At 62.4% G+C, this 17,238-nt stretch carries 17 protein-coding genes; 11 read left to right on the forward strand and 6 right to left on the reverse strand.

What is annotated here, in order from left to right:
• Positions 1-161: 161 nt before the first annotated feature.
• A complete protein-coding gene (locus tag ACRTG1_RS03780) occupies positions 162-1,379 on the reverse strand; it encodes a GTP-binding protein (RefSeq protein WP_113157003.1) in 1,218 nt (405 codons plus the stop codon).
• A 419-nt stretch (positions 1,380-1,798) separates the two neighbouring features.
• A complete protein-coding gene (locus ACRTG1_RS03785) occupies positions 1,799-2,548 on the reverse strand; it encodes an SDR family oxidoreductase (protein WP_432515524.1) in 750 nt (249 codons plus the stop codon).
• A gap of 240 nt (positions 2,549-2,788) precedes the next feature.
• Here ACRTG1_RS03785 and ACRTG1_RS03790 point away from each other — a divergent pair, with 240 nt between their 5' ends.
• From ACRTG1_RS03790 to ACRTG1_RS03805, 4 genes are all read left to right on the forward strand, one after another.
• Positions 2,789-3,913 carry an extracellular solute-binding protein gene (locus ACRTG1_RS03790; RefSeq protein ID WP_113157001.1) on the forward strand — a complete coding sequence of 375 codons (1,125 nt, stop codon included), beginning with the start codon at positions 2,789-2,791 and terminating at the stop codon, positions 3,911-3,913.
• A 280-nt stretch (positions 3,914-4,193) separates the two neighbouring features.
• Positions 4,194-5,258, forward strand: a complete 1,065-nt coding sequence (locus ACRTG1_RS03795) for an ABC transporter ATP-binding protein (RefSeq protein ID WP_432515525.1) — start codon at positions 4,194-4,196, stop codon at positions 5,256-5,258.
• Positions 5,251-6,132, forward strand: a complete 882-nt coding sequence (locus ACRTG1_RS03800; protein WP_113156999.1) for an ABC transporter permease — start codon at positions 5,251-5,253, stop codon at positions 6,130-6,132. The genes ACRTG1_RS03795 and ACRTG1_RS03800 overlap by 8 nt, the downstream gene beginning before the upstream one ends.
• Before the next feature lie 190 nt (positions 6,133-6,322).
• A complete protein-coding gene (locus ACRTG1_RS03805; RefSeq protein WP_206546414.1) occupies positions 6,323-7,129 on the forward strand; it encodes an ABC transporter permease in 807 nt (268 codons plus the stop codon).
• 59 nt (positions 7,130-7,188) lie between these two features.
• On the opposite strand, the gene ACRTG1_RS03810 is transcribed toward ACRTG1_RS03805, so the two are convergent.
• On the reverse strand, positions 7,189-7,620 hold the full coding sequence (locus ACRTG1_RS03810) for an Lrp/AsnC family transcriptional regulator (RefSeq protein ID WP_113156997.1): 432 nt from the start codon (positions 7,618-7,620) through the stop codon (positions 7,189-7,191).
• A 123-nt stretch (positions 7,621-7,743) separates the two neighbouring features.
• On the opposite strand from ACRTG1_RS03810, the gene ACRTG1_RS03815 reads away from it, so the two are divergent.
• Positions 7,744-8,847 (forward strand): saccharopine dehydrogenase family protein, encoded by a 1,104-nt coding sequence (locus ACRTG1_RS03815; RefSeq protein WP_113156996.1) that lies wholly within the window; start codon positions 7,744-7,746, stop codon positions 8,845-8,847.
• 99 nt (positions 8,848-8,946) lie between these two features.
• On the forward strand, positions 8,947-9,870 hold the full coding sequence (locus ACRTG1_RS03820; protein ID WP_206995881.1) for a DMT family transporter: 924 nt from the start codon (positions 8,947-8,949) through the stop codon (positions 9,868-9,870).
• Here the strand turns inward: ACRTG1_RS03820 and ACRTG1_RS03825 are convergent.
• Positions 9,846-10,160 (reverse strand): ArsR/SmtB family transcription factor, encoded by a 315-nt coding sequence (locus ACRTG1_RS03825; RefSeq protein WP_113156994.1) that lies wholly within the window; start codon positions 10,158-10,160, stop codon positions 9,846-9,848. The two genes, ACRTG1_RS03820 and ACRTG1_RS03825, sit on opposite strands and share 25 nt — an antisense overlap.
• 181 nt (positions 10,161-10,341) lie before the next feature.
• On the opposite strand from ACRTG1_RS03825, the gene ACRTG1_RS03830 reads away from it, so the two are divergent.
• The 3 genes from ACRTG1_RS03830 to ACRTG1_RS03840 are packed head-to-tail and all read left to right on the forward strand — an operon-like array spanning position 10,342 to position 14,730.
• Positions 10,342-10,542: a YgaP family membrane protein gene (locus ACRTG1_RS03830; protein WP_113156993.1), complete on the forward strand. Its 201-nt coding sequence runs from the start codon at positions 10,342-10,344 to the stop codon at positions 10,540-10,542.
• Positions 10,543-10,561: 19 nt separating this feature from the next.
• Positions 10,562-11,524, forward strand: coding sequence for an efflux RND transporter periplasmic adaptor subunit (locus ACRTG1_RS03835; RefSeq protein WP_113156992.1), 963 nt, complete (start codon positions 10,562-10,564; stop codon positions 11,522-11,524).
• Positions 11,521-14,730 carry an efflux RND transporter permease subunit gene (locus ACRTG1_RS03840; protein WP_432515526.1) on the forward strand — a complete coding sequence of 1,070 codons (3,210 nt, stop codon included), beginning with the start codon at positions 11,521-11,523 and terminating at the stop codon, positions 14,728-14,730. The genes ACRTG1_RS03835 and ACRTG1_RS03840 overlap by 4 nt, the downstream gene beginning before the upstream one ends.
• Positions 14,731-14,871: 141 nt before the next feature.
• Here the strand turns inward: ACRTG1_RS03840 and ACRTG1_RS03845 are convergent, their stop codons facing one another.
• Together ACRTG1_RS03845 and ACRTG1_RS03850 are read right to left on the reverse strand one after the other, a co-directional pair.
• A complete protein-coding gene (locus ACRTG1_RS03845; RefSeq protein WP_206546411.1) occupies positions 14,872-15,714 on the reverse strand; it encodes a universal stress protein in 843 nt (280 codons plus the stop codon).
• 25 nt (positions 15,715-15,739) lie between these two features.
• Entirely contained in the window at positions 15,740-16,072 is a 333-nt protein-coding gene (locus ACRTG1_RS03850; protein WP_113156989.1) for a c-type cytochrome, read from the reverse strand.
• A gap of 157 nt (positions 16,073-16,229) precedes the next feature.
• Between ACRTG1_RS03850 and ACRTG1_RS03855 the strand changes: the two genes are divergently transcribed.
• Together ACRTG1_RS03855 and ACRTG1_RS03860 are read left to right on the forward strand one after the other, a co-directional pair.
• Positions 16,230-16,616: a hypothetical protein gene (locus ACRTG1_RS03855; RefSeq protein WP_206546410.1), complete on the forward strand. Its 387-nt coding sequence runs from the start codon at positions 16,230-16,232 to the stop codon at positions 16,614-16,616.
• A 7-nt stretch (positions 16,617-16,623) separates the two neighbouring features.
• On the forward strand, positions 16,624-17,208 hold the full coding sequence (locus ACRTG1_RS03860; protein ID WP_206995876.1) for an NAD(P)H-dependent oxidoreductase: 585 nt from the start codon (positions 16,624-16,626) through the stop codon (positions 17,206-17,208).
• The last annotated feature ends 30 nt before the right edge of the window (positions 17,209-17,238 follow it).

The raw sequence follows: 17,238 nt of genomic DNA on the forward strand, positions 1-17,238 counted from the left end.
TGGTGCGCCAAATGCTTTCATGCTCCTGTGGGGTCTCTGGCTGTAAGTTATAGCTTCTGAGCCCCTGCATCAGTCTCAGCTTTTGCCTGCCTTCTCCCTCATCCTGAGCCTCCTGAGCTTGTCGAAGGGCGAAGGGCGAGGGAGAAGGCAACCACCGCCCCTCAGGCGGCCTGCGCGCGCTGCCATCGCGGGAAAGGGTCCGCCAGCGCACGGTGCTGCGCTGGCTCGAAGTCGGTTTCACTGCCCACCAGCGCATCGTCCAGCGCTGCGGTGATGCGTTCGCGGTTCATGCCGGTGCCGATGAAGACCAGCTCCTGACGCCGGTCTCCGTAGGGTTCGCTCCAGTAGCGGTCCATGAAGGCTTTCGCTTCCGGGTGGTTTGGCCAGCGTTCGCGCGGCACCGCCGCCCACCAGGTGCCAAGCGGCTTCACGCTGGATAAAGCGCCGGCGAGGCTGAATTCGGCAACCCAGTCGGGCCGGGTTGCGATCCAGAAATGACCCTTGGCGCGGATGACGCCGGGCAGCGGGGCATTCAGCACCGCATGCACTTTCTGCGGATGAAAGGGACGCCGCGCGCGATAGACGAAGGAGGAAACGCCGTATTCCTCGGTCTCCGGCACGTGATCGGCAAAGCCATAAAGCTCCTTGGCCCAGAGCGGGTGCTGGTGAGCCGTCTCGAAATCGAAAAGGCCTGTATCGAAGATGCGGGCGGGCGCGACGCGGGAATGGTCTGTCTCGATGATCTGCGCATCGGGATTGAGCGCGGTGACGATCTTGCGCGCCGCATCAAGGCGCTCCGGGCCGGCGTCGCTGACCTTGTTCAGGATCACGATATCGGCAAACTCGATCTGGTCGACCAGCAGGTCCACAAGCGTGCGCTCGTCCCCCTCGCCCGCGACTTCGCCCCGGTCGCGCAGGAAATCATGGCTGGCATAGTCTTCGAGCAGGTTCAGCGTGTCGACCACTGTGACCATCGTGTCGAGCCGCGCGACATCGGAAAGGCTGTGGCCCTGCTCGTCGCGAAACTCGAATGTGGCGGCCACAGGCAATGGCTCGGAAACGCCGGTGGATTCGATCAGCAGGTAATCGAACCGCCCCTCCGCCGCCAGACGCCGCACCTCTTTCAGAAGATCGTCGCGCAGCGTGCAGCAGATGCAGCCATTCGTCATCTCCACCAGCTTTTCGTCTGTCTGCGACAGGTTCGCCCCACCCTCGCGCACGAGGTCGGCGTCGATGTTCACTTCCGACATGTCGTTGACGATCACCGCGACGCGCCGTCCTGCCCGGTTGTTGAGCACATTGTTCAAGAGCGTCGTCTTGCCCGCCCCCAGAAACCCGGAAAGCACGGTGACGGGCAGGCGTTTGTCCTGGTTCGGCATGTTTGGTTCCTTTGCTGCAATATGGTATGTAATATCATAACGAATACGAAGCGCAAGACGTGCCTTGGGGCCTTGGGGCCTAGGGGCCTAGGGGCCTGGAGGTTTGGAGGTTTGGAGGTGTGGAGGTGTGGAGGTGTGGAGGTGTGGAGGTTCGCTCCTGCCCTGGGTGATGGCAAGCGGTTTCTGTGGTTCGTGCCAGCCTGGAGGTGGAGACCGAAGGCATGCTCCGAAGCCGGATACAGTGCTGCCGATCATCGTTTCCCGGAGTTGCATGGGTCCAGCCGGCAATGCAGCGTTCTCCGGAAGATGGACGCCGGGTCGGAAAATGCCGGGGCGCACACTTTGGCGCGCCCCGGTTTTTTGTAGAAATTCGATATCACCGAACAAGGGCGGAGAGTATCAACCACCCTGCCCTGAAATCAGATGGTCACGCCGCCATCCACGAGAACGGCCTGACCGCTGACGAAGCGGCTTTCGTCCGACAGAAGAAACACGACCAGCGGTGTGATGTCGTCGACCGTTGCAAGCCGCCCCATGGGCTGACGCGCGATAAAATCCTTCTCGGCCTGAACGGGATCCGGTGCGGCGGCGATGCGACCGCGCAGCGACGGCGTGTCGACTGTGCCGGGGCAGAGAGCATTGCAGCGCACGCCCTGCTTTACGAAATCGGCCGCAACGGACTTTGTGAGGCCGATCACGGCCGCCTTCGTGGCGCCGTAGACCGCGCGGTTGACGAAGCCTTTGATGGATGACGCCATCGACGCCATGTTGAGAACGGACACGCTGCCCGCCTCTTCGGCCCGTTCCAGCATGCCGGGTAGAAACGCCTGCGTCATGCGAACCATGGAGGTCACATTGAGATCCATGCTGAACGCCCAGTCGTCCTCGGAGACATCGAGAATGCTGCCGTGATGGACGAAGCCGGCGCAATTGAAGAGGCCATCGAGCTGGCCGACCCTGCCGGCGAGCACATCGATTGCGCTGCGGTCGCGCACATCCAGCCGGTGCGTTTCGATGGACGCGTTTTCAGCGGCAAGAGAGGCAAGCCCTTCCTCGTTGATATCGACGGCCACGACCGACGCCCCCTCTGCTGCGCAGGCCAGCGCGCTTGCCCGGACGATGCCCTGAGCTGCTGCCGATACCAGAATCCGCTTACCCTGAAGTCGCATGCAAAGTTCTCCCCTCACTGTCGGACAGCAGCCCGCTACAAACGTTTGCATACAAGCAGCCTTTTCGCGTGGAACAAATGGGCCAGAGAGGATAATTTGTGCGCTAAACACTGATGTCCACGCAGGATCATCAACATTGACGGTCCGTTAGACTGATTTTTGTTGCCGACCGGTCATCGCGCTGTAACATGGCGGGAATAACCGCTGCGATATCAACGCAGAAACAATGGGAGTGCTTTCATGACTTTGATCAAACGACGCAACTTCATCAAGGGCGCGGGCGCTGTGGCAGGACTGTCGCTGGCGGCGCCGCTCATCTCGCGCAGCTATGCGCAGGGCTCTTCCGGCGCGGTCAACATCTTCGCCTGGGCCGGTTACCTCAACGACGACATGATCGGCGCTTTCGAAAAGGCGACGGGCATCAAGGCCAATTACACCCCCTACGGCACCAATGACGAACTGCTGAACCAGCTTCGCGCCAACAATGGCGGCGGGTTCGACATCATCTGGCCGACGGTCGATCGCGTGCCCAATTATGTCGAGTTCGAGCTGGTGCAGCCGATCGACGAAAGCAAGGTCAACGTCGACAACTGCCTGCCGAGCGCCTGGAAGAATTCTGAAAATCTCGGCGCGGTCATCGACGGCAAGCGCTATCAGGTGCCCACCGACTGGGGTACGGAAGCGGTTTCCTTCGACAAGGATCAGGCTCCGCTGGAATACGGCACCGCCTCCTATGGCGACATCTGGAAGCCGGAAATGAAGGGCAAGGCCACCGTGCGCGGCCATTCGGGTCTTGTCGGTCTCGGCCTCTGGCTCGAAGCCGAAGGCAAGCTGCCCATGCCGATGGCGGACGCCTTCAAGTCCGAAGAGAACATGGTCAAGATCTATGACGTGATTCTCGAGGAAGCGATTGCCCGCAAGGCCAACATCGCGCAGTTCTGGTCCAACGAGAATGAAGCGCAGGGCGCATTCCGCATCAATGGCTGCACCATCGGCCAGACGTGGGATTCCACTGCAGCGGCTCTCGGCAAGGAAGGTCTTCCCGTCGGCTTCATCGCGCCGAAGGAAGGCGCGCTGGCGTGGATGGAAGGCGTTGCAATCCCGAAGGGTGCGGAAAACCTTGAGCAGGCCTATGCCTTCATCAACTGGTTCCTGACGCCGGAAGCCGGCGCCATGTACACCAATGCAACCTCGATCAACTCCACCGCCGTTGGCGCTGCCGACAAGACGACGGACGAGGCCAAGGCCTTCTTCGCCGCCGCTTATCCCGGCGACGCGCTGGACAAGCTGTGGTGGTGGCCGATCCAGGAAAGCTGGTTCGTCGCCAAGCGCAACGAATATCAGGACCGTTTCCTCTCGGCCTGAGGGGCTGAAGCAATTCCGGGAAAAGCGGGAGCCGGTTTTCCGTCCTGAATTGCGCAAAGCAAAAAAGATGGAGCGTTTCAGGGAGAAACGAAAACGCTCCGGATGAAATGACGGCGCTCGCCCCTCACCCTTACCCTCTCCCCGCTTGCGGGGAGAGGGAGGCATAGAGGTTGCGGCCATCTTCCTTCTCCCCGTATACGGGGAGAAGGTGCCGGCAGGCGGATGAGGGGCGGTCGCTACCGGACAAGCATTGCGAAAGCCCACTAATAATCGGGGGACCATGTCACATTCCGTAGAGCTCGATCATGTCGGCGTTACTTTCGGGGCGACCCGTGCCGTCGACGACGTCTCCTTCACGGTCGAAGGCGGAGAGTTTTTCTCCATTCTCGGCCCCTCCGGCTGTGGCAAGACCACTCTGCTGCGGGTGATCGCCGGCTTTTTGAAGCCGACCGAAGGCCGCGTTCTGATCGGCGACAGGGACATGACCCCGCTGGGGCCCAATCAGCGCCCCACCGCGATGATCTTCCAGTCGCTTGCGCTCTTCCCGCTGATGCCAGTCTGGGAAAACATAGCCTTCGGGCTGGAGGCACGTGGCATCGCAAAGGCCGAGCGGCGCAAAAAGGCCGACGAGCTTCTGAAACTGATCGCGCTTGAAGGCTATGGCGACCGTATGCCGGGCGAGCTTTCCGGCGGACAGCGCCAGCGCGTGGCCATTGCGCGCGCGCTCGCGGTCGAGCCGCAGGTGCTGCTTCTCGACGAGCCGCTTTCCGCGCTTGATCTCAAGCTGCGCCAGCACATGCGCGCCGAGCTGCGGGCGCTGCAGAAACGCACGGGCGTTACCTTCATCTACATCACGCACGATCAGTCCGAGGCGCTCGCCATGTCGGACCGCGTTGCGGTGATGAGCGCCGGCGTGGTGCAGCAGGTGGGCGCACCGCGCGAACTTTACGACAATCCGGCCACGCCTTTCGTCGCCACCTTCGTTGGCGAGACCAACGCCCTGCCCTGCACGGTGAAAGGCATCGAGAACGGCATCGCGACGGTGGAGAGCGCCCATGGCCCGCTGAGCGGCCGCGCGGGCGACGGGCTTTCAGCGGGTGCGACAGCGAAGCTTTATGTGCGCCCCGAGGCGCTGAAGCCGAACGGTGGAACCAACCGGTTGGCCGCCACCATCGAGCGGATCGATTTCGAGGGCGCTTTTGCACTCGCGCACGGCATGGCCGGGGACGGCATGCCGCTGGTTGCCTCCATCGCCAGCACGGAACTCGCAGCCGCACCTGCCATTGGCGAGAAATCCGGTTTCGGCTTTGAGAGCGCAAACGCTGTGGTGCTGCCCGATGTCTGACCTCTACAGACGTTTTGGCGGGGGGCTTGGCACGCTGTTTCTGGCGCTGGTCGGAGCGTGGCTCGCCGGCATGGTGCTCGCGCCCAATGTGATGATGATCGACTATGCGCTGCGGCCCAACCTGCCGCCATCGCAGCTCGGCGGGCCGAATGATGTCTATTCGCTCGACAACATTCTCTACCTCGCGAATGAGGGTGTTCACCGTGCGATCTTCTTCAAGACCGTGTGGGCGAGCGCGCTTGTCGCTTTCATCACCTTTCTGGTGTGTTATCCGATGGCTTTCTGGCTTGCCCAGAACGCGACGGTGAACCAGACGGCCATCGTGCTTCTCGCGCTGACCATTCCGTTCTGGATCAACGAGGTGTTGCGTACGCTTGCCTGGTATATCCTGCTTGCGTTTCGCGGGCCGCTGAACGCCTTTCTTCTGTCGCTTGGCATCATTGATGAACCGGTGCGCTGGTATGGCGATGGCGGCGTGCTGGCCGGCATGACCTACGCCTACATCCTGTTCATGCTGTTTCCGATCTACAACGCGATTGAGTCTCTCGACAAATCGCAGATCGAGGCAGCGCGCGATCTTGGCGCATCCACCTGGCGCATTCATTGGCGGGTGGTCATCCCGCATGCCAAGGCGGGCATCGCCACGGGCTGTGTCTTCACCTTCATGCTCGCCGCCGGCAGCTATGTCGCGCCAGCCCTTCTCGGCGCGCCCGGCAGCCGCTGGTTCACCGAGATCATCTACAACTGGTTCTTCGAAGGCGGTGACTGGAACCGGGGCGCCGCCTATGCGCTGGTTCTTCTGGTGCTGTGCCTGGCAGTGGTGCTGATCACGCTGCGCATCGCCCGCGTGAGCCTGACGGAGGTGGCGAAATGAGTCTGGCGTTCATTAGTCCATGCAGGCGCTGCCCCTCATCCGCCCTTCGGGCACCTTCTCCCCGCGCACGGGGAGAAGGAAACGCGCCGAGATATCCGCAGCCTTTCCTCGCCCCGTTTACGGGGAGAGGATGCCGGCAGGCAGGTGAGGGGCAGCGCCAGCCTCTCTGGACAGACCCGGAGGTTCGCGCATGAGTGCCGCTGACCGCATCGCCCGGGCCATGTTCGGCTTCTATATGGTGGCGTTCTTTCTCTACCTGTTCGCACCGCTTGCGATCATGGGCATCGCCACATTCAACACCAGCCGCTTCCCGACCGTGACGCCGTGGCGCGGCACGACGCTTCAATGGTTCGATGCGCTGTGGAGCGACAGCGGCATGTGGCAGTCGCTGTGGACCTCCTTCATCGTCGCCTTCTTCGTTGTGATCACCGTTCTGCCCATCGGCACGGCGGCAGCGCTTGTTCTAACGAGCCTGCATGCGCGCGCCCGCAGCTTCATGTATGCGGTCATGGTGTCGCCGCTGCTCACGCCCGGCGTGGTCATCGGCATCGCCACACTGGTTCTGTGGCGGCAGCTCGGCGTCGGCGGCGGCGTGTTTCTGATCGTGGTGGCGCAGGCGAGCTTCATCATCTGCTATGTCATGCTGATGATCACGGCGCGCCTCCAGCGCTTCGACCCGACACAGGAAGAAGCGGCCCTTGGCCTCGGCGCATCGAAATTCATGGTGTTCCGCCGCGTGCTCCTGCCCTTCCTGAAACCCGCGCTCATCGCAGCCGGTTTCCTGGCGATCCTGCAATCCATCGAGAACTACAACACGACGCTGTTCGTGCGCGGTTTCGATACGCCGCTGACGGTCTACATCGCCACCAAGGTGCGCACGGGCCTGACGCCCGCCGTGAATGCGCTGGCGTTGATCATGATCGCGATCACGGTGCTTGGAGCCATCGCCTATGAGGTCGCCCGCCGCCGCAGCGCCGCGCGGATGGCGGCGGATTAGAGCAATTCCGGACGGAAAACCGGGACCCGCTTTTTCCGGAATTGCTCTAGCCCAGCGATCTAACGATCAATCCGCGTCGACAGGATGATGGAGCTCATTGTCCGGTCGACGCCCTTCAGTGCGCCAATCGTGTCTATCACCGCATCAAGCTCGGCCACCGAGGGCGCTTCGACGACGATGATCATGTCGAACGAGCCGCTGACGGAATGGACCGCGCGCACGGCCGGCATCTTCTCCATGGCTGCGATGACATCGCCGGAGAGCTTTGGCGAAACCGTTACCAGAAGATGCGCGCGGATCTGCGCGGCGTCATATTCGCCTGAGAGCCGCACCGCATAGCCGGCGATTGTGCCGCTGCGCTCCAGCCGCTCGAGCCGGCTTTGCGCGGTGGAGCGCGAGACCCCGAGCCGTCGTGCGATTTCCGACACCGACATGCGGGCATTCTCCCGCAGGAGAGCGATCACCGCACGATCCGCTTGCGATACCGTCATATTGTCCAATCTTATCGTCAATATGTTTAAAATGATAAGTCAAATTACCCGATTTATCTCTTCGATTCAACGCAGATCGGGGTGACACTTGGTGCACATTCTACAGAATCGAAAGGGAACGGAATGAAGGAAATCGTCGTCACCGGAGCCGGGCGCATCGGCGCTGCCATTGCTGACATGCTGGTCGCCTCGGGCGATTATTCGGTCACCGTTGCCGACCGTTCGGCCGAACAGCTCGCGGCCCTGCCCGAGCACCCGCAGATTGCGGGTGTCGAGGTCGACCTTTCCGACACTAAGGCGCTGGCTGCCGTTTTGAAGGGCAAGTTCGCCCTGCTTAACGCCGCGCCCTACAATCTGACCGTTCCCATTGCCGAGGCCGCAGCCGAAGCCGGTGTGCATTACCTCGACCTCACCGAGGATGTGAAAAGCACGCGTCGCGTGAAGGAGATCGCGGCGACCGCCGACACGGCCTTCATTCCCCAGTGCGGTCTCGCGCCGGGCTTCATCACCATCGCCGCCAATTCGCTCGCCAAGCGCTTTGATGAGTTGCACGATGTGCGGATGCGCGTCGGCGCGCTGCCGCAGTTTCCGGCCAATGCGCTCAACTACAATCTCACCTGGTCGCCGGAAGGCGTGATCAACGAGTATTGCGAATCCTGCGAGGCCATCGTCGATGGCGAAATGAAGGAAGTCGCACCGCTTGAAGGGCTGGAAGAGTTCTCGCTCGATGGCGTGCGCTACGAAGCGTTCAACACGTCCGGTGGCCTGGGCTCCATCTGCGAGTCGCTAAAAGGGCGTGTGCGCAATCTCAACTACCGCACGATCCGCTATCCCGGCCATGCCTCGATCATGAAGATGCTGCTGAACGATCTGCGCCTGATCGAGCGCCGCGATCTGTTGAAGGAGATCTTCGAGCACGCACTGCCGACCACCATGCAGGACGTGGTGGTGATCTTCGTGACGATCACGGGCCTGAAGAATGGCCGTCTGGTGCAGGAGAGCTACGCCAACTCCGTGTTCGCCGATCCGGCAGGGCCGCATGCGCGCAGCGCCATCCAGAAGACGACGGCAGCCGGCATCTGCACCGTGCTTGACCTGCTCGCCAATGGCAAACTTCCCGCAAAAGGCTTCGTGCAGCAGGAAGACATTGCGCTGGAAGACTTTTTGGCAAACCGCTTCGGCCGCACCTATCAGCCGGACAGCGGCCCGCAGGCAAAAGCGGCCTGATCGGGCATTTTTCGGCCAGCGGCGAAATAGGTCGCTGGCCGTACCGTTTCGGCCTCATGTGACATTGCGCGGGTCAGAGCCCGTCCATAATCTCGCGCGATGACAAACGACCGGCCGCTTGTCGGCATCCTCCTGATGATCGGTTTCTGCGCGGTCGCCCCTCTGGGCGACTCGATCGCGAAACTGTTGGGCGAGACCATTCCGCTGTTCGAGCTTCTGGTCGTACGTTTCGCCGCGCAGGTGGTCTTTCTTCTGCCTATCGTCTGGTGGAGCGGCACGCGGCTCGCATTGCCCGGATACGTCATGCGGCTGACGGTGCTGCGCACGGCGCTTCACATCACCGGCATCGGCGCAATGTTCATGTCGCTGCGCTATCTGCCGCTGGCCGACGCCGTGGCAATCGCCTTCGTCATGCCGTTCATCATGCTCGCTTTCGGAAAGTTCTTTCTTGGCGAAGCGATTGGCCCAAGGCGTCTTGCCGCCTGCACGGTCGGCTTCATCGGCACGCTTCTGGTCGTGCAGCCGAACCTCGTGACCGTGGGCGCACCGGCATTGCTGCCGCTGGTCGTCGCCTTTGCCTTCTCAGGTTACATGCTGGTGACGCGAAAGATCTCGCGCGTGGCCGACCCGATTGCGCTTCAGGTGGTGAGCGGCATTTACGCCGTCATCGGTTTTGCGGCGGTCGCGTTCATTAATCTCGGCTTCGACCTGCCGCAACTGCGCATGGTGCAGCCAGACCTGCGGGAGACGCTGCTCCTGATCGCATCGGGCTTTTTCGGAACGTTCGGGCACCTGCTCATGACCTGGTCGCTGCGCTTTGCGCCATCGGCCACCGTGGCGCCGATCCAGTATCTGGAGATTCCCTTCGCCACCGTGATCGGCTGGCTGATCTTCCGCGACCTGCCCAACGGGCTCGCCGCTCTCGGCATCGCCATCACCATTGGCGCGGGGCTCTACATCGTTTTCCGCGAGCGGGCCATTGCAAGGGATATGCAGACTCAGCCCTTGCCGGACGCGCAATAGATTCCGTAGAGAGTCTGGAGCACCTGCTCCACTTCCTGTGCGGCAAGGCTGTAATAGATTTGCTGGCCGTCTCGCCGCGTCTCCACCAGCCCCAGCGCCCGTAACTTGCCGAGCTGCTGGGATAAGGCCGACTGGGACATGCCAACCGCTTCCGCCAGCGCATTCACGCTCGCTTCGCCATCGAGCAGGTGGCAAAGGATCATGAGCCGGTTCTGGTTGGCCATGGCCTTGAGGAGGTCCGAGGCTTGCCGCGCCTTGCTTTCAAAGGCGGCGATGTCGTTTTCGTTCATCTGAATACATGAATTTATGAGCATCTCAGATGTCGGGTGCGCGGGCAGTCATGTCAAGCGCTCTCGCGGGCTGCTGCACAATCCGATCCATATCGTTGCGGGAAAGTTCAAATCATCGGGTCTTGCATTTCACTCGTATATTAATATATGAAGACATCATAATATTCAAGGAGGCATAGCCATGACACTCGATCGCGCAGTTCTCGCCTTTGCTGGCATCATGATACTTCTCTCCGTGGTTCTGACCATGTGGGTCTCGCCACTGTTCATCTGGTTCACGGTCTTTATCGGCCTGAACATGCTACAGTCGGCTTTCACGGGCTTCTGCCCGGCCGCGTTCCTATTCCGCAAGCTGGGCGTGAAGTCCGGCACCGCGTTTTAATCACCACAGTGAGGCTCCGATGCGCGCCATACTTCTTCTCGCCGGGTTTCTTTCAGCAGGCCCGGCACTCGCCGAAAACATCACCCTGACGCCAACTGCGATAACCGAGTGGAAGCCGGTCTATGGCCGCGTGGAAGCCCGGGATACGGTGCCGGCGCGTGCGCGCATCGGTGGCATCGTTGTCGAACTGAATGTCAGCGAGGGCGACAATGTCACTTCGGGGCAGCAGATCGGCACGATCCGTGACGACAAGATCGCATTCCAGATCGCCGCTCTAGATGCGCAGCTGCGCGCGCTGGAGGCGCAGATGGAAACGGCGGAATCAGAACTCGCCCGCGGCCAGACACTGGTGGAACGCGGCGTTGTTACCACCCAGCGGCTCGACCAGCTGCGCACGCAGGTGGACGTGATCCGCAACCAGATCGCCGCCACCGAAGCACAGCGTTCGGTGATCGAACAGCAGGGTGCCGAGGGCGCAATCTTTGCGCCGCTCGATGGCCGGATCCTGACGGTTCCCGTCACAAGGGGCGCCGTGGTTCTGCCCGGTGAACCGATCGCCACGATTGGCGGCGGTGGGTTCTTCCTGCGTCTTGCAATCCCCGAACGGCACGCAGCTGCGCTCGAAGAAGATGCAGCCATTCACATCACCAGCCAGGGGCAGGAAGTGGAAGGCCGTCTCGCCAAGATCTATCCGCAGATCGAGAATGGCCGCGTTATCGCGGATGTGGAGGTGGAAAGCCTCGACACTGCCTTTGTCGATGCGCGTGTGCTCGTGCGTGTGCCGGTGGGCGAACGCGAAGCGCTGCTCGTTCCCGCCGCTGCCGTCACCACGCGCTCGGGCATCGATTTCGTCACCGTTGAAGCAGGCGGGGCAACCATCGAACGCACGGTGGTTCCGGGCGAAACCGTTACCCGCGACGATGGTGACTTTGTTGAAATCCTGAGCGGCCTCGCTGCCGGAGACACGGTCATCGCGCCATGAACCAAGCACCAGAAAAGCTGGGTATTGCCGGTGTGCTGACGCGCACCTTCATCAATTCGCCCCTCACCCCCCTCTTCCTGATCGCGGCTTTCGCCTTCGGGCTGGTGGCGCTTGCCACCCTGCCGCGCGAGGAAGAGCCCCAGATCTCCGTTCCCATGGTGGACATCCACGTCCAGGCCAACGGGCTGAAGGCGGAAGACGCCGTCAAGCTCGTGACCGAGCCGCTGGAAACCATCGTCAAGGGCATTGACGGTGTCGAGCACATCTATTCGCAGACCGGCGACGACCGCACCATGGTCACCGCGCGTTTCGTTGTCGGCACCTCGTCCGACGCCGCAGTGCTGCGCGTGCACGACAAGGTGCGGGCCAATATGGACCGCATTCCCGTCGGCATTCCCGAACCGCTGATCGTTGGACGCGGGATCGACGATGTCGCCATCGTCTCGCTCACCCTGTCTCCGAAGCCCGAGGCCGCCGACAGCACCACGGCGACCGATCTGACCCGGATCGCCCGCGAGCTGCGCACCGAGATCGCCAAGATCGAGGATGTCGGCCTGACCTATCTGGTTGGCGAAACCGGCGAGGTGATCCGCATCGCGCCCGATCCGCGCCGCCTGGCGCTCAACGGTATCACGCTGCAGCAGCTGGCCGGCAAGGTGTCGGGCGCAAACCGCGCCTTCCCCGTCGGGCAGGTGCGCGATGCGGGTGAGCAGATCACCGTTGTTGCGGGCGAAACGCTGCGCACGCCGGCCGAAATCGGCAATCTGCTGCTGACCGCGCGTGACGGACGCCCCGTCTATGTGCGTGATGTGGCCGATGTGAGCTTCACGACGGATGCCAGCGAAGCGCTGGTCTCGACCGTGACCCGCAGCGAGGATGGCGCAATCGAACGCGTTCCGTCCGTCACGCTGGCAGTCGCCAAGCGCGCCGGCGCAAACGCCGTGACCGTGGCGCACCAGATTCTGGAGCGTGTGGAGCTGCTCGAAGGCAATGTCATTCCCGACAGTGTCTCCGTGGAGATCACCCGCGATTATGGCGAAACGGCCAATGAAAAGGCCAATGAGCTGCTGTTCCACCTGGCTCTTGCGACGATTTCGATCATCGCGCTCGTGTGGGTTGCCATTGGCTGGCGGGAAGCGATCGTGGTGGCCATCGTCATTCCGGTCACCATCCTGCTCACCCTGTTTGCCGCCCGCGTGATGGGATACACGCTGAACCGCGTCTCGCTGTTCGCGCTGATTTTCTCCATCGGCATTCTGGTGGATGACGCCATCGTGGTGATCGAGAACATCGCACGCCACTGGGGCATGGGTGACGGGCGCGACCGCCGCCGCGCGGCCATTGAGGCCGTGGCGGAAGTGGGCAACCCGACCATCGTCGCCACGCTGACCGTGGTGGCCGCCCTTCTGCCGATGCTGTTCGTGTCCGGCATGATGGGGCCCTATATGAGCCCGATCCCGGCCAACGCCTCGGCTGCGATGATCTTCTCCTTCTTCGTCGCCGTCATGGTCACGCCGTGGCTGATGATGAAGACCGCCGGCAAGGCCCCCATCGCTGCGCATGGTGGCGACGGTCATCACCAGGGCGGTTCGCTCGGGCGCATCTATAGCTGGGCTGCCCGGCCGATCCTCAAGACCAAGGGGCGGAGCTGGTTCTTCCTCATCGCCGTTGGTCTCGTGACGCTTGGCTCGCTCGGTCTGTTCTACACCAAGGACGTGACCGTGAAGCTGCTGCCGTTCGACAACAAGTCGGAACTGGCGGTGCTGATCGACCTGCCCGAGGGCTCTTCCGTGGAAGCCACGGATGCGGTTGCCCAGGCGGTTGCGCGCAACGTGCTCGAACTGCCCGAGGTGCGCTCGGTGCAGACCCATGCGGGCTCGGCCGCTCCGTTCAACTTCAACGGGCTGGTGCGTCACTACTTCCTGCGTGCAGCCCCTGAACAGGGCGACGTGGCGCTGAACCTGACCGGCAAGGGCGAGCGCGACCGCGCCAGCCATGACATCGCGCTCGACATTCGTGAGCGCCTTGCCACGCTGCCGGTGCCCGAGGGCACGAGCCTGAAGGTCGTTGAGCCGCCGCCCGGCCCGCCGGTCATGGCGACGCTGCTGGCCGAGATCTATGGTCCTGATGCCGAAACGCGCCGCCAGGTGGCGGAGCGGGTAGAGGCTGCGTTCCGCTCCGTTCCCTTCGTGGTGGACGTGGACAACTCCTTCGGCGATCCTGCCCGGCGTCTGCGCGCCACGGTCTCGACCGATGATGCGGAATTCTACCGTGTCGAGGAAAGCGACGTGTTCGACACGCTGGCCATCCTCAATGGCGGCCAGACCGTTGGCTATTCGCATCGCGGCGAAGGCCGACAGCCGATCCCGATCCGTGTTGAGCGGCCGAAGGGCGAGAAGACGCTGGACGAGGATTTCCTGACGACGCCGATTCCCGCCAATGTGCTGCCGGGCAGCCGCGGCGTGGTGGAGCTGGGCGATGTCGTGCAGATTTCCGAGGAGCGCGCCTCCTATCCGGTGTTCCGCCACAATGGCCGTGCGGCCGAGATGGTGACGGCAGAACTGGCCGGCGATTTCGAGGCTCCGCTTTATGGCATGATGGCCGTGCAGGAGGCGCTGGATGCGCAGGACTGGACGGGGCTCGAAAAGCCGACCATCAGCCTGAACGGCCAGCCCTCGGACGAAAGCACCCCCACGCTTCTGTGGGATGGCGAGTGGGAAGTGACCTGGGTCACCTTCCGTGACATGGGCGCTGCTTTCATGGTTGCCCTGCTCGGCATCTACATTCTGGTGGTGGCGCAGTTCGGCTCGTTCAAGGTGCCGCTGGTGATCCTGACGCCGATCCCGCTGACCTTCATCGGCATTCTCGGCGGGCACTGGTTGTTTGGCGCGCCCTTCTCGGCCACGTCGATGATCGGCTTCATCGCGCTTGCCGGCATCATCGTCCGCAACTCGATCCTGCTGGTGGACTTCATCCGCCATGCGGCGTCGCCCGAGCGGCCGCTGACCGAGGTGCTGATCGAAGCCGGTGCGATCCGCTTCAAACCGATCCTGCTCACCGCCTTTGCGGCGATGATCGGCGCGGCGGTGATCCTTGCGGACCCGATCTTTCAGGGTCTGGCGATCTCGCTCCTGTTCGGTCTGGCGTCTTCGACGCTGCTGACCGTGCTGGTTATCCCCGCGATCTACCGTGTGCTGCGCACCTGATTGCGGCGAAAGCCCTCGCCTTCCCCCTCATACGGGCGCACATGTGCCCGTCAGGGGGAAGGCACTTCTCCCCTCCCCCTGACGCATTGTTTTTACGAAATTCCGGACGAAAAACCGGTTCCCGCTTTTCCTGGAATTTCTTTAGTGCGCTAACAGAAGCGGTGCGGGCGCGCTTTGGAGCATGGTGCGGGTGACACCGCCGAGGACAGCCTCGCGGAAGCGGGAATGAACGAAAGCGCCCATCACCATCAGCTCCACCTGCTCTGCCGACAGAAACGCATTCAGCCGCGCCGTGACATCGCCATCAATGGCGGTGAGTGTTTCAATCTGCGGGTCATTGACCCCGTGGCGGACGAGATAGGCGGCAAGGTCGGCCCCCGGCGCCATGCGCGAGAGATCCTTCTCGCCGGTCACCGAAACGATGAACACCTGCTCTGCTTCCTGCAGGAAGGACAGCGCATCGTCCACCGCGCGCGCCGCACGGGCGCTGCCGTCCCAGGCAACCGCAACACGCTTCGGCGCTGGATTGCCACCCGCCTGCGGCACCAGAAGCGCAGGCCGGCCGCTGTCGAACAGCACATCCTCGACCACATCGCTTTTCATATCCGAGCCTTCGCCCGGCGCGTCGAGCACGCACAGATCGTTGACCCTTGCGAGGCGCGCAAGGCGTGCGCTGCGTGGCTCAAGCCGCGAAAGCGACTGCTCGGTCACGCATTCCACGCCGGCCCCTGCGGCAAGCCGCGCCGCAGCCTTTGCGGTTTCGCGCGTGGTGGCTTCCAGTGCGTCCAGCTCTTTCTTGACGATGCTGGCCAGACCGCCACCGGTGCGCGAGATCGGCAGGTAGATGGATGGCGGCAGCGCGCAGACCGTGAGACAGGAACCATGATGGGCGGCAAGCGCCACCGCATAATCGAGCGCCGGCGTGGAGGTAAACCCCTCGCTGGCCTCAAGGCCGACAAGAATGCATTTCGGTTTATCGGCCATGGTTCTTCTCCTTCTTAAAAAAGCGCTACTGGAGCGTGGCGAGATAAGTCAGGATCGCGTCGATCTGGTCAGGCTCGGCGATGAAGACCGGCATGTCGGGATGGCCCACGACAATGCCTTCTGCAAACGCCTCTTCCAGCGCCTCCAGCGGATAGCGCTGCGAGAGCTCGCGGAAGGGCGGCGCCTCCGGATGCGTGCTCTCATCGGTCGCGCCGACGGCATGGCAACTGGAGCAGTTCGTCTCGATCAGCTCCCGGCCATAGGCCACGAGTTCATCAGCTTCGTCTGCCATCGCCTGAGCGCAGGCTGCTGCGAAGAGCGCCGCGAAGACGCCCGTGCGGAGCGTGAAGTTCTGCATTTCCAGCCTTTCGGATCATAATTGATTCAAGAACTATCAGCTTTAGCATAGCAAACTTTGATGCGGGTCAAGGAACAGTGGCAAACAATGACTTGATCTTTGTCAAAGCGCCTTCAGAATCGGCTTTCTAGGGTGGTGAAGAACGAAAGGATCCAGCATGACCACAGTTTCTGACCTCTCTCCGAAATTTCGCCATGTCCGGCTCGAACTCGCCCGCGAAAAAGGGCACCCGATGGGTGAGCATGACGAGGGCTACGATCTGCTCGTACCGCTGGACACGGAGGGCCGCCTCGACCCCGTGGAGTGGAAGAAGCACCAGATGCAGTGCCGCGTGCGCCGCTTTGAACCGGACGCGCAGGACAAGATTGGCCGGTTGCGCCGCAAGCCCGGCGGCCAGTGGTATTTCGACTATGAGGAAGGCGAGCGCGATGACGAGATCGGCTTCCGCCTCGGAGAGGAACGCTTCCGGCAGGGCGAATATGTTTCCATCTCCCGTGAAGGCCAGATGCACACCTTTCAGGTGAAGCTGGTCGAACGGCTTTAGCGGCCCGATGACCCGGCGCATCGCCATCGTGCTGGGGCATCCCGACCCCAGCCCCGACCGGCTCTGCCGCGCCTTCGCTGCCGCCTATGCGGAAGGGGCGCAGGGGGCCGGGCATGTGGTCGACATCATCGATCTGGCGGCGCTGGACTTCCCGCTTTTGAATTCACAGCAGGATTTTCTGCACGGAGCACTGCCCGACGTGCTGAAACCGGCGCAGGAGGCGGTGACCGCCGCCGAGCATGTGGTGTTCATCTACCCGCTGTGGCTTGGCACCATGCCGGCGCTCCTGAAGGGTTTTCTCGAACAGCTCCTGCGTCCGGGCGTTGCCTTTGCCTACAAGGAGAAAGGGTTTCCCGAAACGCTGCTCAAGGGCAAGTCGGCGCGGGTTATCGTTACCATGGGCATGCCGGCGCTGATCTACCGGCTCTGGTTCTTCTCGCACAGCCTGCGCAGCCTTCGCCGCCACGTGCTGAAATTCGTCGGTTTTTCGCCCGTGCGCGAAACCCTGTTCGGCGCAGTGGAAGAAGCGAGTGAAGAAAAGCGCAAAAGCTGGATCGAAGAGGTCCGCGTGCTGGGCAAGAGTGCTCTCTAGTTGTGAAATCCACACCGCCCGGGGTGACAG

The organism is Nitratireductor sp. PBL-C9, assembly GCF_050877045.1.
In the GTDB taxonomy this organism is placed as follows: Bacteria; Pseudomonadota; Alphaproteobacteria; order Rhizobiales; family Rhizobiaceae; genus Nitratireductor; species Nitratireductor aquimarinus.

What these genes read in the sequence shown, in the direction of transcription:
- ACRTG1_RS03785 (WP_432515524.1), bottom strand. Translation starts at nt 2,548, where the DNA reads ATGCGACTTCAGGGTAAGCGGATTCTGGTATCGGCAGCAGCTCAGGGC.
- ACRTG1_RS03805 (WP_206546414.1), top strand. Translation starts at nt 6,323, where the DNA reads ATGAGTGCCGCTGACCGCATCGCCCGGGCCATGTTCGGCTTCTATATG.
- ACRTG1_RS03810 (WP_113156997.1), bottom strand. Translation starts at nt 7,620, where the DNA reads ATGACGGTATCGCAAGCGGATCGTGCGGTGATCGCTCTCCTGCGGGAG.
- ACRTG1_RS03820 (WP_206995881.1), top strand. Translation starts at nt 8,947, where the DNA reads ATGACAAACGACCGGCCGCTTGTCGGCATCCTCCTGATGATCGGTTTC.
- ACRTG1_RS03780 (WP_113157003.1), bottom strand. Translation starts at nt 1,379, where the DNA reads ATGCCGAACCAGGACAAACGCCTGCCCGTCACCGTGCTTTCCGGGTTT.
- ACRTG1_RS03835 (WP_113156992.1), top strand. Translation starts at nt 10,562, where the DNA reads ATGCGCGCCATACTTCTTCTCGCCGGGTTTCTTTCAGCAGGCCCGGCA.
- ACRTG1_RS03845 (WP_206546411.1), bottom strand. Translation starts at nt 15,714, where the DNA reads ATGGCCGATAAACCGAAATGCATTCTTGTCGGCCTTGAGGCCAGCGAG.
- ACRTG1_RS03830 (WP_113156993.1), top strand. Translation starts at nt 10,342, where the DNA reads ATGACACTCGATCGCGCAGTTCTCGCCTTTGCTGGCATCATGATACTT.
- ACRTG1_RS03850 (WP_113156989.1), bottom strand. Translation starts at nt 16,072, where the DNA reads ATGCAGAACTTCACGCTCCGCACGGGCGTCTTCGCGGCGCTCTTCGCA.
- ACRTG1_RS03800 (WP_113156999.1), top strand. Translation starts at nt 5,251, where the DNA reads ATGTCTGACCTCTACAGACGTTTTGGCGGGGGGCTTGGCACGCTGTTT.
- ACRTG1_RS03855 (WP_206546410.1), top strand. Translation starts at nt 16,230, where the DNA reads ATGACCACAGTTTCTGACCTCTCTCCGAAATTTCGCCATGTCCGGCTC.
- ACRTG1_RS03825 (WP_113156994.1), bottom strand. Translation starts at nt 10,160, where the DNA reads ATGAACGAAAACGACATCGCCGCCTTTGAAAGCAAGGCGCGGCAAGCC.
- ACRTG1_RS03860 (WP_206995876.1), top strand. Translation starts at nt 16,624, where the DNA reads ATGACCCGGCGCATCGCCATCGTGCTGGGGCATCCCGACCCCAGCCCC.
- ACRTG1_RS03795 (WP_432515525.1), top strand. Translation starts at nt 4,194, where the DNA reads ATGTCACATTCCGTAGAGCTCGATCATGTCGGCGTTACTTTCGGGGCG.
- ACRTG1_RS03815 (WP_113156996.1), top strand. Translation starts at nt 7,744, where the DNA reads ATGAAGGAAATCGTCGTCACCGGAGCCGGGCGCATCGGCGCTGCCATT.
- ACRTG1_RS03790 (WP_113157001.1), top strand. Translation starts at nt 2,789, where the DNA reads ATGACTTTGATCAAACGACGCAACTTCATCAAGGGCGCGGGCGCTGTG.
- ACRTG1_RS03840 (WP_432515526.1), top strand. Translation starts at nt 11,521, where the DNA reads ATGAACCAAGCACCAGAAAAGCTGGGTATTGCCGGTGTGCTGACGCGC.